The sequence below is a fragment of the Citrobacter sp. RHBSTW-00570 genome, assembly GCF_013739755.1.
GTDB classification, from domain to species: domain Bacteria; phylum Pseudomonadota; class Gammaproteobacteria; order Enterobacterales; family Enterobacteriaceae; genus Citrobacter; species Citrobacter braakii.
The window spans coordinates 2,213,605-2,233,069 of sequence record NZ_CP056399.1 but is presented as its reverse complement, the minus strand read 5'-3'; the positions used below and the strand labels follow the sequence as shown (position 1 = coordinate 2,233,069).

At 53.3% G+C, this 19,465-nt stretch carries 16 protein-coding genes; 9 read left to right on the top strand and 7 right to left on the bottom strand.

All coding sequences use genetic code 11. From position 1 onward, the window contains the following. The first annotated feature begins 199 nt into the window (after positions 1–199). The 3 genes from HV237_RS10590 (at position 200) to HV237_RS10580 (ending at position 4,007) form a co-directional block, all read left to right on the top strand. Complete coding sequence (locus tag HV237_RS10590) at positions 200–1,801, top strand: BCCT family transporter (protein ID WP_047358291.1); 1,602 nt, start codon at positions 200–202, stop codon at positions 1,799–1,801. A gap of 45 nt (positions 1,802–1,846) precedes the next feature. After that, positions 1,847–2,971 (top strand): carnitine monooxygenase, oxygenase subunit YeaW, encoded by a 1,125-nt coding sequence (yeaW, locus tag HV237_RS10585; RefSeq protein WP_047358292.1) that lies wholly within the window; start codon positions 1,847–1,849, stop codon positions 2,969–2,971. 70 nt (positions 2,972–3,041) lie between these two features. Then, on the top strand, positions 3,042–4,007 hold the full coding sequence (locus HV237_RS10580) for a PDR/VanB family oxidoreductase (protein WP_047358293.1): 966 nt from the start codon (positions 3,042–3,044) through the stop codon (positions 4,005–4,007). A 49-nt stretch (positions 4,008–4,056) separates the two neighbouring features. Here the strand turns inward: HV237_RS10580 and rnd are convergent, their stop codons facing one another. The 5 genes from rnd to HV237_RS10555 form a co-directional block, all read right to left on the bottom strand. Beyond that, positions 4,057–5,172: a ribonuclease D gene (gene rnd / locus HV237_RS10575; protein ID WP_016156789.1), complete on the bottom strand. Its 1,116-nt coding sequence runs from the start codon at positions 5,170–5,172 to the stop codon at positions 4,057–4,059. Between the two features lie 84 nt (positions 5,173–5,256). After that, positions 5,257–6,942, bottom strand: coding sequence for a long-chain-fatty-acid--CoA ligase FadD (fadD, locus tag HV237_RS10570; protein ID WP_131379489.1), 1,686 nt, complete (start codon positions 6,940–6,942; stop codon positions 5,257–5,259). Between the two features lie 204 nt (positions 6,943–7,146). Then, on the bottom strand, positions 7,147–7,731 hold the full coding sequence (locus HV237_RS10565; protein WP_016153384.1) for a Slp family lipoprotein: 585 nt from the start codon (positions 7,729–7,731) through the stop codon (positions 7,147–7,149). Positions 7,732–7,825: 94 nt separating this feature from the next. Then, positions 7,826–8,521 (bottom strand): tRNA (adenosine(37)-N6)-threonylcarbamoyltransferase complex dimerization subunit type 1 TsaB, encoded by a 696-nt coding sequence (tsaB, locus tag HV237_RS10560; protein ID WP_029139572.1) that lies wholly within the window; start codon positions 8,519–8,521, stop codon positions 7,826–7,828. Positions 8,522–8,579: 58 nt separating this feature from the next. Beyond that, positions 8,580–10,490 carry an ATP-dependent DNA helicase gene (locus HV237_RS10555; protein ID WP_016156792.1) on the bottom strand — a complete coding sequence of 637 codons (1,911 nt, stop codon included), beginning with the start codon at positions 10,488–10,490 and terminating at the stop codon, positions 8,580–8,582. 141 nt (positions 10,491–10,631) lie between these two features. Between HV237_RS10555 and HV237_RS10550 the strand changes: the two genes are divergently transcribed. Then, complete coding sequence (locus HV237_RS10550; RefSeq protein WP_016153387.1) at positions 10,632–10,976, top strand: RidA family protein; 345 nt, start codon at positions 10,632–10,634, stop codon at positions 10,974–10,976. Between the two features lie 6 nt (positions 10,977–10,982). Here HV237_RS10550 and HV237_RS10545 read toward each other — a convergent pair whose 3' ends face one another. Further along, positions 10,983–11,162, bottom strand: coding sequence for a YoaH family protein (locus HV237_RS10545; RefSeq protein WP_016153388.1), 180 nt, complete (start codon positions 11,160–11,162; stop codon positions 10,983–10,985). Between the two features lie 83 nt (positions 11,163–11,245). Between HV237_RS10545 and pabB the strand changes: the two genes are divergently transcribed. The 4 genes from pabB (at position 11,246) to HV237_RS10525 (ending at position 16,469) form a co-directional block, all read left to right on the top strand. Continuing rightward, a complete protein-coding gene (gene pabB, locus HV237_RS10540) occupies positions 11,246–12,607 on the top strand; it encodes an aminodeoxychorismate synthase component 1 (protein ID WP_047358294.1) in 1,362 nt (453 codons plus the stop codon). Positions 12,608–12,610: 3 nt separating this feature from the next. Beyond that, positions 12,611–13,189, top strand: a complete 579-nt coding sequence (locus HV237_RS10535; RefSeq protein ID WP_016153390.1) for a CoA pyrophosphatase — start codon at positions 12,611–12,613, stop codon at positions 13,187–13,189. A 183-nt stretch (positions 13,190–13,372) separates the two neighbouring features. Beyond that, positions 13,373–14,737, top strand: a complete 1,365-nt coding sequence (gene sdaA / locus HV237_RS10530; RefSeq protein WP_016153391.1) for an L-serine ammonia-lyase — start codon at positions 13,373–13,375, stop codon at positions 14,735–14,737. Positions 14,738–14,867: 130 nt separating this feature from the next. After that, the gene (locus HV237_RS10525; protein ID WP_181541818.1) at positions 14,868–16,469 is read left to right on the top strand and encodes an EAL domain-containing protein; all 1,602 of its coding nucleotides are present in this window, start codon (positions 14,868–14,870) and stop codon (positions 16,467–16,469) included. Between the two features lie 6 nt (positions 16,470–16,475). Here HV237_RS10525 and yoaE read toward each other — a convergent pair whose 3' ends face one another. Next, on the bottom strand, positions 16,476–18,035 hold the full coding sequence (gene yoaE / locus HV237_RS10520) for a CNNM family cation transport protein YoaE (RefSeq protein WP_016153393.1): 1,560 nt from the start codon (positions 18,033–18,035) through the stop codon (positions 16,476–16,478). Positions 18,036–18,494: 459 nt separating this feature from the next. On the opposite strand from yoaE, the gene manX reads away from it, so the two are divergent. Continuing rightward, a complete protein-coding gene (manX, locus tag HV237_RS10515; protein WP_016153394.1) occupies positions 18,495–19,457 on the top strand; it encodes a PTS mannose transporter subunit IIAB in 963 nt (320 codons plus the stop codon). Positions 19,458–19,465: the final 8 nt, after the last annotated feature.

The window sequence follows — 19,465 nt, the reverse complement described above, 5'->3', positions numbered from 1 at the left end:
TGGAGCCAATAACCTGCGCTAATTCACCTTTTATTATTTCCGTTCCGTGTTTTATTGCTTCACGCATCGAGCAATTGTTTAATTCATGTAAAGAACAAATAATAAAATTGTTAAATACAAAGTAACTCATTCTACCCCTACAGCATGATAACAACGACAGGCTAATGCCATACGCGGGCAACTGTGCCCAGGAGATCCCATGTTGAGCAACGTCAAGAAAAAAGACATGCCGCTGATAGCCATCAGCCTGGTGGCTATTCTTTTCATCGCCGCCACACTTAGTCTCTTCCCTCAGCAGTCTGCACAAGTCGCAAATACCCTTTTTAACGGCGTTACCCGGATGCTGGGTTCCGCCGTGCAGATCCTCGTTCTGATGGCTATGGGTCTGGTCGTCTGGCTGGCTACCAGCAAATACGGCAACATCCGTCTGGGAGAAGGTAAAGCGGAATACAGCACGCTCTCCTGGCTGTTTATGTTTATATGCGCCGGATTAGGCTCCTCCACGCTCTACTGGGGCGTTGCTGAGTGGGCCTATTATTACCAGACCCCGGGTCTGAATATCGCGCCGCACTCGCAAAAAGCGCTGGAATACAGCCTGCCCTATTCCTTTTTCCATTGGGGGATCAGCGCATGGGCGACCTACACGTTGGCCTCATTAACCATGGCCTACCACTTCCATGTGCGTAAAAACAAAGGACTGAGCCTGTCCGGGATTATCGCCGCCATTACCGGCGTGCATCCGCAGGGCGTCTGGGGTCGCCTGGTTGACCTGATGTTCCTGATCGCGACAGTTGGCGCGTTAACTATCTCTCTGGTCGTCACCGCCGCCACCTTTACCCGCGGTTTGTCTGCCCTGACGGGGTTACCGGATAACTTCACGGTGCAGGCGTTTGTGATCCTGTTCTCTGGCGGCATTTTCTGCCTGAGCTCCTGGATTGGCATCAATAACGGTTTGCAACGTCTGAGCAAAATGGTCGGCTGGGGGGCATTTTTACTGCCGCTGCTGGTGCTGATCGTCGGCCCGACCGAGTTCATCACCAACAACATCATCAACGCCATCGGCCTGACGACACAAAACTTTTTGCAAATGAGCCTCTTCACCGACCCGCTTGGCAACGGTGAGTTCACCCGTAACTGGACGGTGTTCTACTGGCTGTGGTGGATCTCCTACACGCCGGGCGTAGCAATGTTTGTCACTCGCGTATCCCGTGGTCGCAAAATCAAAGAGGTTATCTGGGCATTAATCCTCGGTAGCACTGTTGGTTGCTGGTTCTTCTTTGGCGTGATGGAAAGCTACTCCATTCACCAGTTTGTGAACGGTGTGATCGACGTACCGCAGGTTATGGCGACGTTGGGCGGTGAGACGGCCGTACAGCAAGTGTTGATGTCGTTGCCTGCCGGGAAACTGTTTCTGGTGGCGTATCTGGCGATCATGATTATATTCCTCGCCTCACACATGGATGCTGTGGCCTACACCATGGCGGCCACCAGCACGCGCAACCTGCAGGAAGGGGAAGATCCGCAGCGCAGTCTTCGTCTGTTCTGGTGCGTGGTTATCACCCTGATCCCATTATCGATTTTGTTCACCGGCGCGTCACTGGAAACCATGAAGACCACGGTGGTTCTGACCGCTCTTCCATTCCTCGCCATCCTGTTGGTGAAGGTTGGCGGTTTTCTGCGCTGGGTACGGCAGGACTATGCCCACGTTCCTGCGCATCAAATTGAAAGTCATATTCCCGAAGTGCCAGTTGACGTCCCGGTCGCGCCACCGGCCGGGACACTACTCAAAGGCGACAATTAAGCGCCAGTACAAAAATCCTCTTACTCACAAATTAAAGGTATTCCAATGAGCAATCTGAGCCCTGAGTTTATTCTGCCGCAAAATTTCTGTGCCAACCCGCAGGATGCCTGGACTATCCCGGCCCGGTTTTATACCGACCATCAGGCTTTCGAACACGAACAAGAAAAGGTGTTCGCTAAAAGCTGGATTTGCGTCGCTCACAGTAGCGAACTGGCGAAACCCAATGATTATGTTACCCGAGAAGTGATTGGCGAGAATATCGTGCTGGTACGTGGGCGCGATAACGTGCTGCGGGCCTTCTACAACGTCTGCCCGCATCGCGGTCATCAGTTGTTGAGCGGCGAGGGGAAAGCGAAAAATGTGATTACCTGCCCTTACCACGCATGGGCGTTCAAACTTGACGGCAATCTGGCGCATGCGCGTAACTGCGAAAACGTCGCCAACTTCGACAGCGAAAAAGCGCACCTTACACCGGTACGCCTGGAAGAATATGCCGGATTCGTGTTTATTAACATGGATCCGAATGCGGGCAGCGTGGAAGAACAACTCCCTGGTCTTGCAGACAAAGTTATCGAAGCCTGCCCAGACGTGCATGACCTGAAACTTGCTGCACGTTTTACTACCCGTACCCCAGCCAACTGGAAGAATATCGTCGATAACTATCTGGAGTGCTACCACTGCGGTCCGGCCCATCCAGGTTTTTCCGACTCGGTCCAGGTTGACCGTTACTGGCATACCATGCACGGCAACTGGACGCTGCAATACGGTTTCGCCAAACCTTCAGAGCAGTCATTTAAGTTCGAAGAAGGAGTTGATGCCGCCTTCCACGGTTTCTGGCTGTGGCCGTGCACCATGCTCAACGTGACGCCAATCAAAGGCATGATGACCGTTATCTACGAATTCCCGGTAGATGCGGAAACCACGCTGCAAAACTATGACATCTACTTCACCAACGAAGAGCTGACCGAAGAGCAGAAACAACTGATCGAATGGTATCGCAACGTCTTTCGTCCTGAAGATTTACGTCTGGTTGAAAGCGTACAAAAAGGGCTGAAATCGCGCGGGTATCGCGGCCAGGGACGCATTATGGCAGACACCAGCGGCAGTGGCATCTCCGAGCATGGCATTGCCCATTTTCATAATCTGGTCGCCCAGGTTTTTCAGAAATAACCCGGGGCTGTTACGACAGGTTCCGGCGCGTCGCTGAGGCGCGTCGGACAGATTTTTTAGGGAGGCCGCAATGTCTGATTATCAAATGCAAGAAGTCCGGGTCAGCCGGATTGAGACGATTACCGCGCAGGTAAAATGCTTCACCTTAACGGCGACCTCAGGCCAGCCGTTGCCTGCGTTTCAAGGTGGCAGCCATATTATCGTGCAGATGCGCGATGGCGAGAACCTGTACAGCAATGCGTACTCGCTGATGAGTTCACCACGCGATACGCGCGCCTATAAAATCGCCGTACGCCTGGAGAAAGCGTCCAAAGGCGGCTCACGATATCTGCATCAAAACGTGAAGCCCGGCGACACGCTCACGATCTCCACACCAAATAATCTCTTCGCCCTCGCCCCTCAGGCACAAAAACATCTGTTGATTGCCGGAGGCATCGGCATCACACCGTTTTTATCGCAACTCCCGGAGCTGGAACAATCTCAGACGCAATGGCAACTGCACTATTGTTCTCCCAGCCAGGAGACCTGCGCGTTTCATGACGAACTCATGCAACACCCCAGCGCCGATCGCATTCATCTGCACCTGTCGAACGCAGGCACCCGCCTCGATTTAGCCCGTCTGCTGGCTGATGTTGAACCCGGCACGCATATCTACACCTGTGGCCCTGCGGTGCTCAACGATGCTGTCAGAGAAGCGGCTTCCCGCCTTGGGCTGGACAGCAATACGCTACATTTCGAACAATTTGCCGTGGAAGAGAAAGGCGGCGACGCCTTCACCCTGGTGCTGGCGCGTTCCGGGCGCGAGTTTGTGGTCCCGGAAGAGATGACCATTTTGCAGGTTATCGAAAATAACAAAGCCGCCCGGGTTGAGTGCCTGTGCCGGGAAGGTGTTTGCGGCACCTGCGAAACGACGATTCTCGAAGGGGAAGCGGATCACCGCGATCAGTATTTCAGCGACGACGAAAAAGCCAGCCAGCAAAGCATGCTCATCTGCTGCTCGCGCGCCAAAGGTAAGCGCCTGGTGCTCGATCTGTAGCGTTGCGCAGGCCGGGTCAGCAAACGCGCGACCCGGCGAGCCTGGTGACTTACTGCGGGTATTCCTGCAGCAGCGCGTTGAGGCGATCGGACATCAATTCGCCACGCCAGCCGGAAACCAGCTCTGGCAGGGATTGCTGCGGCTTTAATTTCCAGTGCCAGTTGAGCAACTGGTTGATCTGGCGACGCGAAGCAAGCAGTTCGACGCTGAGATTATGTTCCGCACTCACCTCGGCAACCAGCGCTTTGATGGCTTTGAACGCCTTGCGATACCCTGGCATATCCATCAAATTCAGCAGCGGCTGCGGTAGCGACTCTTCCGGTAAAGCCTGGGCCTTTTCTACCAGGGCGATCAGCGTTTTACCGTGGAAACGAATTTCGCTCCCGGAAAGACCCAGGCTATCCAGTTCACCCAGGCTGCCCGGCATATAACGCGCCACCGCCCACAGGTGCTCTTCACGCACCACGAAGTTTACCGCCAGATCGCGCTCGCGTGCTTTACGCAGTCGCCAGTCGGCAAGCAATTGCAGGCAGGCTAGCTGACGGGTGCGCAGTTGCCACGCGTTGGTGATGTCACGCCAGGCGTCTTCTGGCGCCAGAATCTCCTGGCGACGCTGCTGCATTAAGCGGCATTCGTCCAGCGCAGCTGGCAGCCAGCCGCTGGCTTCGGTTTCAGCCATCAGTTTTGTGGTGATCGGTAACAGATACCAGACGTCAGCCGCCGCGTATTCGCACTGACGCTCGGTCAGCGGTCTGGCCAGCCAGTCGGTACGCGATTCACTTTTGTCGAGCGCCACCCCCGTAAACTCTTCCACCATCGAGGCGAAGCCCCACGACAGCGGACGACCGCAAAACGCAGCCAGGATTTGTGTGTCAATTAACGGCTGCGGAAGTTCGCCAAAAGCGTTGAGAAACACTTCCAGGTCTTCACTTCCCGCATGCAGGAATTTGGTGATGGCGGTATCACGCAGAATATCGCGCAGGGGCGACCAGTCGGTGATCCCTAGCGGATCAATCAGAGCAACGTGTTTGCCATCAAACAGTTGGATCAGCCCCAACTGCGGATAATAGGTACGTGTGCGAACAAATTCGGTATCCAGGGCTATCGCCGGAAATTCACGGACGGCTTCGCACAGCGTGGCTAACGCGTCGTCCGTGGTGATCATTTGATAATTCAAATCGTGCTCTCTTAGGTTTGCGCCAAAAAAAACGCCGGTTTACCCGGCGTTTTCTGCTGGCTGACTTAACGCTCAGCCTTTATTGTCCACTTTGGCGCGCGCTTCGTCACGTAATTCTCGTCGCAAAATTTTACCGACGTTAGATTTCGGCAACTCGTCGCGAAACTCCACCAGCTTCGGTACTTTATAGCCCGTCAGGTGACGACGGCAGAAAGTGATAAGCGCCTCATCAGTTAACGAGGCATCTTTCTTCACCACGAAAATTTTCACCGCTTCACCGCTGCTGCCCGACGGAACACCAACCGCAGCCACTTCCTGTACGCCAGGATGTTGCATAACCACGTCTTCAATTTCATTTGGATAGACGTTAAAGCCGGACACCAGGATCATATCTTTCTTACGATCGACAATACGCAGGAAGCCTTCATCATCCATCACCGCAATATCGCCGGTGTGCAGCCAGCCGTCTTTGACGATTTCGTCGGTGGCGTCTGGTCGCTGCCAGTAGCCCAGCATCACTTGCGGACCTTTCACGCACAGTTCGCCCGGTTCTCCCGGCGGCACTTCGTTATCGTCGTCATCCACCAGTTTGACCTCGGTGGAAGGAACCGGTAACCCGATACTGCCGCTGTGGTAGTCGATATCATGAGGATTGACGCTCACCAGAGGGGCACACTCCGTCAGGCCATAGCCTTCCAGCAGATACTGACCGGTCAGCTTCACCCAACGTTCAGCTACCGCCTGTTGAACAGGCATCCCGCCGCCAGCCGAAAGGTGCAGTGACGAGAAGTCCAGTTGTTGGAACTCTTTGTTATTCAGCAGCGCGTTAAACAGCGTGTTGACGCCGGTCATGGCGGTGAACGGATACTTCGCCAGCTCTTTTACCAGTCCCGGAATATCACGCGGGTTGGTAATCAGCAGGTTTTGACCGCCCAGCTCAATAAACAGCAGGCAGTTCATCGTCAGCGCAAAAATGTGATACAGCGGTAGGGCCGTCACCACCAGTTCTTTACCCGGATGCAGCAACGGGCCATAAGTGGCATTAACCTGCTCAAGGTTAGCCAGCATGTTACGGTGCGTAAGCATCGCGCCCTTCGCCACACCGGTAGTCCCCCCGGTATATTGCAGGAACGCCAGATCTTCCGACACTACTTCGGGTTTCACATACTGCATGCGATAACCGTTTTGCAGCGCACTACGAAATGAGATGGCATCCGGCAGGTGATATTTCGGCACCAGACGCTTGATATACTTGACGACGAAGTTAACCAACGTCCCTTTGGCGGTCGACAGCTGATCGCCCATACGCGTCAGAATCACGTGTTGCACCGACGTTTTGTCGACGACTTTTTCCAGCGTGTGGGCAAAGTTAGACACGATGACAATCGCCGACGCGCCGCTGTCGTTGAGCTGATGTTCCAGCTCGCGAGGCGTGTACAGCGGGTTCACGTTCACGACGATCATGCCAGCACGTAAAATCCCAAACAGTGCGACCGGATATTGCAGCAGGTTCGGCATCATCAATGCGACGCGATCGCCCTTCTTCAGCCCGAGTCCCTGTTGCAAATAGGCCGCAAATGCCCGGCTACGCTCTTCAAGCTTGCGGAAGGTCATCACCTCCCCCATGTTTACAAACGCGGGCTGATCGGCATACCGTCTTACTGAGTGTTCAAAGAGTTCCACCAGGGATTGATAACGGTCAGGATTGATCTCCGCAGGAACACCAGCGGGATAACGGTTAAGCCAAACCTTTTTCAATACATCACCTCTAAAATGCGTATTCGTCGTCATCACAACCCCAGGCAATAAACAAACTGTTAACATAATATTAACTCAGCGTACCAGTTTGTTTATTACACAACGACAAGGTTGCGAAGCACGTCACTATTTATTTTTCTTATATCCACGTTAATGCAGAAACAGCGGACGAGCCGCTGTTTCTTTTACTCATAAAACAAAGAGTTACTCAGTTACTATGGTCTGAACCTGTGCCGGGCCGGGATTGTACCATCCCCATCCACCGTAGCCACCGTAAGGCCAGCCACGCGCACCGTAGAACCAGGGGTCGATCGGCTGAGGCGGCATAACAATTTGCTGAGTAATATGCCAGCGTTTATAGCCAGTTACCTGCATCAGCATGAATTTATACGGCGTATTACCGATTTTTCCATCCACAGTACCGCTAATCGGACCGACGACGGTAACCAGTTGACCGCGGAAGTCCACCGGGTCGAGGAAGCCATTTACATCAGCATAAATTCGCCCGCGGGAGGCTTCGCCCAGCACCGGTCGCGCCCCACTATCAAGAGGAACAGTGGCAATTTCCAGACGGGATTTCCCCTGCTGGTTCTGAATATCCACCACTTTACCGCCGAAACGCGCTTCCTGTCCGACATACAGCTGCGGGGCATTCATAACCCGCACCAGATCCTGCTGCGGCGTAGGGCTCGAACCTTTAATCGCGTCCGGGATGGTGACACAACCGCTAAGCATTAACGCGAATGCGCCCGCCAACACACCTTTCAATAACTGCTTTTGCACCGCCATATTGCGACTCCCTTTTCTTAGCTTCTGCCCCGACCAATTCACCATGCTGCGCACTGACGGCTATGCGAATTAACCAGGGATGTACTACTAAGATTCATTCTTTACCGGGAAGTTTCTTCCATGCCACGGTGTTACGTAAATAAACCGGTTCCGCATGTTCAACCGCCACGGTCTTACCGGCAGCCAGCATTTGCGTGGCAACAGGCAGCATATCTTCAGCCGCCGGAAGCAAAACGTCGCCATCGCTCAGCGTCAGACCGCTGTCTTTACCGAGCTCAGGCCAGGCAGGCCAGCCCGTTCCGACCGTTACCCACTCGCCAGACAGTTGCAGTAAACGCGCATGCACCTGCTCGGGGGTTAGCACCGCTTCGGTTTCTTCACCGTGCCAGTTGCCGTTCTCATCACGCAGGTATTCGGCCCAATAGACTTCGCCCATTCGCGCGTCGATCGCGGCCAGTACGCGGGTCGCGCCCGACTTACGCCAGGCTCCCTGCGCCATTGTTGCCAGGGTGGAGACGCCGATCATCGGTAAATTCGCGCCTAACGCCAGCCCCTGAGCAATGCCAATACCAATACGTACACCTGTGAAACTGCCAGGACCGCGACCAAACGCCAGAGCGTCGATATCGGTTAACGTGAGATCGCCAGCGGCCAGGATTTCCTCAACCATTGGTAAAATTCGTTGGGTGTGTTCTCGTGGGCAAAGCTCGAAATGAGCCTTGGTAGTACCGTCATTCCACAGGGCAACAGAGCACGCCTCTGTGGCGGTATCGATAGCCAGAATTCGCATGGGTGTTTGTGATCAGGTCAATAAATTTGGCGCGCATCTTACCACACTCCGTAACAAATTACTCAGTCGTTGGTATGGCAAGAAAACGAACAGCGCGAGCAATATCACGTGTCCGCGGCGCAGGCGGAAGGCTTGCCAGGAAAGTGGCACCGTAAGGTCGCATCACCAGACGGTTGTCGCAAATCACCAGCACCCCGCGGTCGTCAGCGTCACGAATCAGACGCCCCACGCCCTGTTTCAGGGTGATTACCGCATCCGGCAACTGAACGTCTTCAAACGGATCGCCGCCGCGCAAACGGCAGTCCTCCATCCTCGCTTTTAACAGCGGATCGTCCGGCGAGGTGAACGGCAGTTTATCAATAATCACCAGCGACAACGTATCGCCACGCACGTCCACCCCTTCCCAGAAGCTGCTGGTGGCAACCAGTAACGCATTACCTGCGCTGACAAACTGCTGTAACAGTTGCCCTTTACTGGTTTCGCCCTGCAGCAGCACGGGAAGGGTCATGGTGGCGCGGAATTGTTCCGCCAGATCGCGCATCATCGCGTGCGAGGTACACAGCATAAAGCAGCGACCGTTGTTCGCTTCGATAATAGGACGCAGCATGGATGCCAGCTGACGCGCCGCTCCCGGTTGGTTGGTTTGCGGGAGATTACGCGGCACGCACAGCAGCGCCTGGCGGGTGTAATCAAATGGACTTGGCAGCAGCATCGACTCGGCATCTTCAATACCCAGCCGCGCGGTGAAATGATGAAGGTCATCGTTTACCGACAGCGTCGCGGAGGTAAAAATCCAGCAGCCCGGCTTCTGTTCCATCACTTCTTTGAATTTATCCGCCACCGTGAGCGGCGTCAGCGCAAGGGTGAAATGGCGCGAGGTGCATTCATACCAGTAGCTGAAACCTGGCTGGTTGATCTCTTTCAGGCGCTTCAGACGAGTACGGTAAAGCGTGGCACGTTCAAACGCGGCATCCAGCAAAGCGGAACGTCCGAGAGACAGTTTCGCCACGTCGTAACACAGCTCCAGCGTGTCATCGAGCAACAAAAACGCGCGCTGCACGCGCGGGTCGGCCAGCAGTTCCCGCAAATTTCCTCGATAGCCCGGCTCGCCCAACTGCAGGCGGAAGTCCTGCGCGCTTTGCGCCAGTCGGTCGGCGCATTTTTGAAGCTGCTGAGTGTCTTTCAGCTCGGTGCGATAGGCAATGGTGATGTCTTTCGCCAGATCCAGCAGTTGGCGACTGGAGAGCGATTGACCAAAATACTGGCTGGCGATATCCGGTAACTGATGCGCTTCATCGAAGATCATCACTTCAGCTTCCGGGATCAGCTCGCCAAACCCACTCTCTTTCACCACCATATCAGCGAGAAACAGATGGTGGTTTACCACGACGACATCCGCATCCATCGCCTTCTTGCGCGCTTTAACGACAAAGCACTCTTTGTACAGCGGGCAGTCGCTCCCAAGGCAATTATCGTTTGTGCTCGTCACCAGCGGCCAGGCCTGAGAGTCTTCCGCCACGCTGACGCAGGTGCTGATGTCACCATCAAGGGTTTGATTTGACCAGGAGCGTAGCAGAATGACGTCACTTAAAGTCTGTACCGGCAGGTCACCGCCCGCCAGCGCCTGTTGTTCGAGACGCTCAAGACACAGATAGTTTGAACGCCCTTTCAGCAGCGCCAGTTTACCCGTGAATTCCAGAGCCTTCGCTACTGTGGGTAAATCGCGGCTGTATAGCTGATCCTGCAACGCCTTCGAGCCCGTGGAGACAATTACTTTCTTTCCGGCACGCAGCGCGGGGGCAAGATAAGCGTAGGTTTTACCCGTTCCTGTTCCGGCTTCGACAACAAGCGGCTGTGATTTTTCGATAGCATGACTGACGGCGAAGGCCATCTGCCGCTGTGGTTCACGCGGTTTAAAACCGGGTATCGCTTTAGCCAACTGACCGTCTGCTGCAAAATCGTCCGTCACACTGCCCCCTGTTAATTTGAACAGGGATTATGTCAGGCCAGCGGCTCTTTCGCCAGTTGAAGAGGTGACGTGGACACAACATTATGGCAGTCTTGGCGCAACCCGAAGCCATTATGAAAAAACGTAAATGAGGAATGATTTATGACGATTGTGCGCATTGATGCCGAAGCGCGTTGGTCCGACGTGGTTATCCACAACAACACGTTGTATTACACCGGCGTACCGGAAAATCTGGATGCCGACGCCTTTGAGCAAACGGCAAATACGCTGGCGCAAATTGATGCGGTGCTGGAAAAACAGGGCAGCAGCAAGTCACGTATTCTTGATGCAACCCTGTTCCTGGCGGACAAAAATGATTTTGCCGCCATGAACAAAGCCTGGGACGCATGGGTTGTTGCTGGTCACGCGCCGGTACGTTGCACCGTTCAGGCCGGGTTAATGAACCCGAAATACAAAGTTGAAATTAAGATTATCGCTGCGGTATAAGCGGCGTTATTCGTCTTCATCTTCAAAACGCGCCACGATCCGCTCGCCGGTATGGCTGGCGCGTAATTCAGCAGCCACTTTCGTAATCGCCTCGCCACTGCTCATCCCCTGGGATATCAGTTCATGAATGCGTTCAACCGCCTGTTGCTGCTGATCGTGCGTGAGTGAAGGTAAACCTGCAATCATGGTGAACTCCTGCTAAATTATTAGCGCTAATTATTTCATGCTACCCGGCACATAGCCAGTGAAGTAGCAACGAGTCAGGACTGATGAAGACGTTATCTCCCGCTGTAATCACACTCCCCTGGCGTCTGGACGCCGCTGAGCACTATTTTGCCACATTAAGCCACCAGCCCTGGGCAATGCTTTTGCATTCAGGCCATGCCGACCATCCGCATAATCGCTTTGATATTCTGGTCGCCGACCCCATTACCACGCTGGTCACACATGCAGAAGAGACCGTTGTGCATGACCATCACGGCACTATGCAAACGGTTGATGATCCGATGACAGTTTTACGTTCGGCGCTGACATCGCTGACTATTCAGCCCGATTATAATCCCGATTTTCCCTTCCAGGGAGGCGCATTGGGTCTGTTCGGTTATGACTTAGGCCGTCGTTTTGAATCTCTGCCAACGGAAGCCGAACAGGATATCACGCTACCGGACATGGCGGTTGGCATTTACGATTGGGCGCTGATTGTCGATCATCAGTTGCAAAGGGTGTCGCTACTTAGCCACTCCGATGTACAGGCACGACGCCGTTGGCTGGAAAATCAACAGATACCCGTGCGCGAACCGTTTTCGTTAACATCCTCGTGGCAGTCAAACATGACCCGCGAGCAGTATGGTGAAAGGTTCCGTCAGGTGCAGCGTTATCTGCACAGCGGCGATTGCTATCAGGTCAATCTTGCCCAGCGTTTTCAGGCGCATTATCAAGGAGATGAGTGGTTGGCGTTTGTACGTCTCAACCATGCGAACCGCGCCCCGTTCAGTGCGTTTATACGTCTTGAGGAGGGGGCGATTCTCAGCCTTTCACCTGAGCGTTTTATTCTGCTGGAAAACCAGCACATCCAGACGCGTCCGATTAAAGGCACGCTGCCCAGACTTGAAGATGCCGATGCCGATCGTCTGCAGGCTCAATCACTGGCGAACTCCCCAAAGGATCAGGCGGAAAACCTGATGATCGTCGATTTAATGCGTAATGATATCGGCCGCGTTGCCGAACCCGGTTCGGTACAGGTTCCGGAACTGTTCGTTGTCGAACCGTTCCCTGCCGTTCATCATTTGGTCAGCACCATTACCGCGCGTCTGCCAGAATCATTGCACGCCACTGACCTGCTGCGCGCCGCCTTCCCCGGCGGCTCTATTACCGGTGCGCCAAAAGTGCGGGCAATGGAAATTATTGACGAACTGGAACCGCAAAGACGCAACGCCTGGTGCGGTAGCATTGGCTATCTGAGCTTTTGCGGCAATATGGATACCAGCATCACCATTCGCACGCTGACAGCCACCAACGGACGCATTTATTGTTCCGCTGGCGGTGGCATTGTGGCGGACAGCCAGGAAGATGCGGAGTATCAGGAAACGTTTGATAAAGTGAATCGTATTTTGCACCAACTGGAGAACTGACACGTGGAATACAGCAGCCTGACGCTTGATGATTTTTTATCGCGCTTTCAACTCCTGCGCCCGCAGGTTAATCATACTGCGTTAAACCAGCGTCAGGCCGCCGTACTGATCCCCGTCGTGCGTCGTGCACAGCCGGGGTTACTATTAACTCAGCGTTCCGTTCATCTGCGCAAGCATGCCGGACAGGTCGCCTTTCCCGGCGGCGCGGTGGATAGCAGCGATGCCTCGTTAATTGCCGCCGCCCTTCGCGAAGCGCAGGAAGAAGTGGCGATCCCACCATCCTGCGTTGAGGTGATTGGCGTTCTGCCGCCGGTCGACAGCGTGACCGGTTTCCAGGTCACGCCGGTGGTAGGCATTATCCCGCCAAATTTGCCGTATCGCGCAAGTGTTGATGAAGTTTCCGCCGTGTTCGAAATGCCGCTGGCACAAGCCCTGCATTTAGGTCGTTATCATCCGCTGGATATCTACCGTCGCGGCGATTCACATCGTGTATGGCTTTCCTGGTATGAGCAATATTTCGTCTGGGGAATGACCGCCGGAATAATTCGTGAGCTGGCGCTGCAAATTGGCGTCAAGCCCTGACTATACTTATCTTTACGCACACCATAGACAACTTGAAACTCAGGTCACAACATTAGTAAAACCGCGGTTATCTATTAGTTTAATTCATGTGAATAGTTAAGCCGATCGCCGCGTTCCCTCTTACACTATGCGCAGTTATAACATCGTTACTGGAAACCCCAGTCGCCCTGTAGGAGTATTATCGTGATTAGTCTATTCGACATGTTTAAGGTGGGGATTGGTCCCTCATCTTCCCATACCGTAGGGCCTATGAAGGCGGGTAAACAGTTCGTCGATGACCTGGTCGAAAAAGGATTACTGGACAGCGTTACTCGTGTCGCCGTCGACGTGTATGGTTCACTGTCGCTCACGGGTAAAGGTCACCATACCGATATCGCCATTATTATGGGTCTGGCGGGCAATGAGCCTGCTACCGTGGATATTGACAGCATCCCCGGATTTATCCGCGACGTAGAAACGCGTGGACGCCTGCTGCTTGCGCAGGGCCAGCACGAAGTGGATTTCCCGCAGAATGACGGAATGCGTTTTCACAACGGCAACCTGCCGCTGCATGAAAACGGAATGCAGATCCACGCGTACAGTGGCGAAACCGTCATTTACAGCAAAACCTACTACTCCATCGGCGGTGGATTCATCGTTGATGAAGAACATTTTGGTCAGGATGCCGCGGGCGAGGTCAGTGTGCCTTATCCGTTCAAATCCGCCACCGAAATGCTGGAATACTGCAACAGCACCGGCCTGTCTCTCTCTGGCATGGCGATGCAGAACGAACTTGCTCTGCACAGTAAAAAAGAGATTGAAGAGTACTTTGGTAACGTCTGGCAAACCATGCAGGCTTGTATCGATCGTGGTATGAACACCGAAGGCGTGCTGCCGGGTCCGCTGCGCGTTCCTCGTCGTGCTTCAGCCCTGCGTCGTATGCTGGTTTCCAGCGATAAACTGTCCAACGATCCGATGAACGTGATCGACTGGGTGAACATGTTCGCGCTGGCCGTTAACGAAGAAAATGCCGCGGGTGGTCGCGTAGTCACTGCGCCAACCAACGGTGCCTGCGGTATCGTGCCTGCGGTACTGGCCTATTACGATCATTTCATCGAGTCCGTCAGCCCGGATATCTATACTCGTTATTTCCTGGCGGCCGGCGCGATTGGCGCGTTGTATAAAATGAACGCGTCTATCTCTGGTGCAGAAGTGGGTTGTCAGGGTGAAGTGGGCGTAGCCTGTTCCATGGCTGCCGCGGGTCTGGCTGAACTGTTAGGCGCAAGCCCTGAGCAGGTGTGTGTTGCTGCTGAAATCGGCATGGAACATAACCTCGGCTTAACCTGCGATCCGGTGGCGGGACAGGTACAGGTTCCGTGCATCGAACGTAATGCCATTGCGTCAGTGAAGGCGATCAACGCTGCGCGTATGGCAATGCGCCGTACCAGCGCTCCGCGCGTCTCGCTGGATAAAGTCATTGAGACCATGTACGAAACAGGTAAAGACATGAACGCCAAATACCGTGAAACGTCACGCGGTGGTCTGGCAATCAAAGTTCAATGTGACTAATACTTATTTTTCGCCCATCTGCGACGGATGGGCGAATTTGCCCCCTCTCCCTCGTCTGGCGTAATTTTCCCCACTACACTTGCTCTGTTGCTGTTGGCTACTGTGACCAACGGCTTATCGGGCGGCCCGCATGCAAACAGCGCAAAGGATCATCAAGAACTATCGCCGGAATCGCTTAATCGTCTGCACATTATGTGCACTACTGACGCTCATTCTCACATTAACTGTCCGATTTATTTCGGAGCGTAATTTAAATCATCGCAATACCGTTACCTTTGCCAACCACGCCGTTGAAGAGTTGGATGACGTGCTTTTGCCCCTACAGACCGGACGCGATGTACTGCTACCGCTGATTGGGCTTCCCTGCTCAGTCGCGCGTTTACCTCTGAGTAAGCATGCAGCCAGACTGCAAACGGTACGTTCTATCAGCCTGATTCAGAGCGGGATCCTTTATTGTTCCAGCATTTTTGGCTATCGCAATGTGCCTATTCGCCAACTGGAGCCTGAATTACCCAGTCGGGAGCCGCAATTGCTGCTGTCTACCGACCATTCGTTGATTAAGGGCAGTCCGATTCTGACGCAATGGTATCCAGCATCTGCCGATGGCTCAGATGGCGTGCTGGAAATCGTTAACATTGATTTATTATCGTCCATGTTGCTTGAACCCCAGCCACCGCAAATTACCCATGCCAGCTTAACCGTCAGTAATCGCCATTTGCTATATGGACAGGGTGTTGTCGATACGCTACCTGAACTGGATAATGAAAAACGCTACCAGCTCTCATCGCAACATTTCCCCTTTACTATCAGCGTTACCGGTCCGGGTGCCAGCGAACTGGCTATAAAACATTTGCCAACACAACTGCCGCTGGCGGTGATCCTAAGTTTTTTAGTGGGCTACCTGGCATGGCTGGCGACCGCCAGCAGAATGAGCTTCTCCTGGGAGATAAATCTGGCCCTTGCTGCACGGGAATTCGAGCTGTTTTGCCAGCCGCTACTTAATGCGCAAACCCAGCAATGTATGGGAGTGGAAATCCTTTTACGCTGGAATAACCCGCGCCAGGGTTGGATCTCTCCCGAAGTGTTTATTCCCATCGCAGAGGAGCACAACCTGATTGTGCCGCTTACCCGTCATGTCATCGCAGAAACCATTCAGCAACGGCACGTATTCCCGATGAGCAGCCAGTTTCATATTGGAATAAATGTTGCCGCCAGCCATTTTCGTAACGGTACGCTGCTAAAAGATCTCAACCAGTACTGGTTCAGCCAGCACCCTATTCAGCAGTTGGTTATCGAACTCACCGAGCGCGATGCGTTACTGGATGTGGATTATCGGGTCGTGCGCGAGTTAAATCGGCTTGGCGTAAAGCTGGCAATTGACGATTTCGGCACCGGCAACAGCTCGCTCTCCTGGCTGGAAAAGCTTCGCCCGGATGTGCTGAAGATTGATAAATCATTTACCTCGGCAATCGGGACAGACGCCGTGAACTCAACCGTCACAGACATCATTATCGCTCTGGGGAAAAAACTGAATATCGAACTGGTGGCGGAAGGCGTTGAAACACAGGCGCAGGCACAGCATTTACGCCGACACGGCGTACATTTATTGCAAGGCTTTTTGTATGCAAAGCCGATGCCGCTGCGCGATTTTCCCAAATGGCTGGCGGGCAGCACGCCGCCGCCCGCCCGGCATAACGGGCGACACAGTATGCACGTTATGCCGTTTCGCTAACCCCGCTTACTCGTCTTCGTCGTGAGCGGGTTGTTCTTTAACAATGCGAACTAAATCCACACGATAGTCATTGGCTTCGACAATCGTAATGCTCAACGGTGCAACATCGATAACATCACCTACGCGTGGAATATGGCCGTTAGCGGCAATGACTAAACCTGCCACCGTGGCGATGTCTTCATCTTCATTCACTAACGTATCCACGTCCAGCGCCTGTTGCAACGCATGCAGATCGGTACCACCTTTCACCAACCAACCGCCTGCATCAGCAATAATTTCAGGCGTTTCATCAGCATCCGGGAATTCACCGGCAATAGCTTCTAATACGTCCAACGGCGTGACCAGACCCTGGACTACACCAAACTCGTTAGTGACGATAACAAAGCTGCCGCGAGCGCGTCGCAGAACACCTAACAGATTGATAGGATCCAGCGTTTCCGGGACAATAATAGCCGGAGACGCAGAGGCAATGGCCGCCACATCCACACCGTCTTCCAGCGCGACCAGCAGCTCTTTAGCACGCACAATACCGATGATTTCATCCAGTTCGCCACGACACACCGGGAACAGGCTGTGTGGTGACGAGAGCAATTGCTCGCGAATTTCCTCCACGCTCAGGTCTGCATCAACCCAGCTAATTTCGCCACGAGGCGTCATAATGCCGCGTAATGAACGCGACGCCAGAGAAAGGACGCCGTTGATCATATAGCGTTCTTCTTCCACAAATGCGCCTTCCGGGACGGGAACCGGCACTGGGTTGTCGGATTCCATCTGCGCGCTGGCCTGACTTTTACCCCCCATCAGACGCAGGATTGCATCGGCAGTGCGCGCACGCAGCGGCAGCGTCGACTGGTGGCGAATAAAGTTCCGACGGGCAATCTGGTTAAACAACTCAATGATGATTGAGAAGCCAATCGCCGCATACAGATAGCCTTTCGGAATATGGAAGCCAAACCCTTCGGCAACCAGGCTCAGACCGATCATTAACAGGAAGCTCAGACACAGCACCACCACCGTCGGATGTTGGTTCACAAATCGTGTCAGCGGCTTAGAAGCCAGCAGCATCACGGCCATAGCAATCACGACCGCCGCCATCATCACTGGCAGATGGTTGACCATACCGACCGCCGTAATAACGGCATCCAGCGAGAACACCGCGTCGAGTATGACAATCTGCGTCACAACAACCCAAAAACTCGCATACCCTTTTGCCTGGCCGGTATCATGTTCACGGTTTTCCAGCCGCTCATGCAGCTCTGTCGTGGCCTTGAACAAGAGGAAAATCCCCCCCAGCAGCATGATCAGATCGCGCCCCGAGAACGAGTAGTCCATTACCGTAAATAGCGGCTTAGTTAGCGTCACCATCCACGAAATCACGGACAACAAGCCCAGGCGCATAACCAGTGCCAGTGACAAACCGATTAAACGCGCTTTATCTCGCTGTTTTGGCGGCAGCTTATCAGCCAGGATCGCAATGAAGACCAGGTTATCAATACCCAGAACAATTTCGAGAACGACAAGCGTGAGCAAACCCACCCAAATCTGCGGGTCCATTAATAATTCCATGACAAGCTCCTGCTTAAGGAATGACCAAACTGCGCGCTGAGGATCTCAGGCGTTGAAGCGATATGCAGAGAAAATTTGTGGCAAAAAGTGCCAATCTGACAGGCTTGATACGGCCTGATAGTGAAATGACGTCGGTGACGATCCATATGGTGAGCTACTGCCCTATACTCCTGAGTAATTAAACCGATGCTAAACATAACAGAGACAACCGTTTTTTAGCAAAGATTTACCTTCCTTTGCAATAAGTTGTTTCGGAGATATTTTACCCTTCGAAATTTCTTTTTATCGGAAGTTAAATTACGGATCTTCATCACATAAAATATTTTTTTCGATATCTAAAATAATTCACGAAAATCATAGGTTTTTCTTTGTAACCCTTATCTGAATCGATTCGATTGCGGACGACGATTCAAATACATCTTCACGTTGATGTGTTAACGATAATAAAGGAGGTAGCAAGTGACCATTGCTATTGTAATAGGCACACATGGTTGGGCTGCAGAGCAGTTACTTAAGACAGCAGAAATGCTGTTAGGCGAGCAGGAAAACGTCGGCTGGATCGATTTCGTTCCAGGCGAAAATGCCGAAACGCTGATTGAAAAGTACAACGCTCAGTTGGCAAAACTCGATACCAGTAAAGGCGTGCTGTTTCTCGTTGACACATGGGGAGGCAGCCCGTTTAACGCTGCGAGCCGCATTGTCGTCGATAAAGAGCATTACGAAGTCATCGCCGGTGTGAACATTCCCATGCTGGTTGAAACCTTCATGGCGCGTGATGACAACCCCAGCTTCGATGAATTAGTAGCACTGGCCGTTGAAACCGGTAGCGAAGGCGTGAAAGCGCTGAAAGCAAAACCGGTGGAGAAAGCCGCTCCAGCCCCAGTCGCGGCGCCAAAAGCAGCAGCTCCCGCCAAACCGATGGGGCCGAACGATTATATGCAGATCGGCCTGGCGCGTATTGATGACCGCTTAATCCATGGTCAGGTAGCAACTCGCTGGACCAAAGAAACCAACGTAACACGCATTATCGTCGTCAGTGATGAAGTTGCCGCCGATACCGTGCGTAAAACGCTGCTGACCCAGGTTGCACCTCCGGGTGTGACGGCGCATGTGGTTGATGTCGCGAAAATGATCCGCGTCTACAACAACCCGAAATATGCAGGTGAGCGTGTGATGCTGTTGTTTACCAACCCGACCGACGTAGAACGTATCGTTGAAGGTGGTGTGAAAATTACCTCTGTAAACATTGGCGGTATGGCTTTCCGTCAGGGTAAAACGCAGGTAAACAACGCAATTTCTGTCGATGAAAAAGACATCGAAGCCTTCAAGAAACTCAACGAACGCGGTATTGAGCTCGAGGCTCGTAAGGTTTCTACCGATCAGAAACTGAAAATGATGGATTTGATTGCCAAGGTGAAATAACGCCCTGG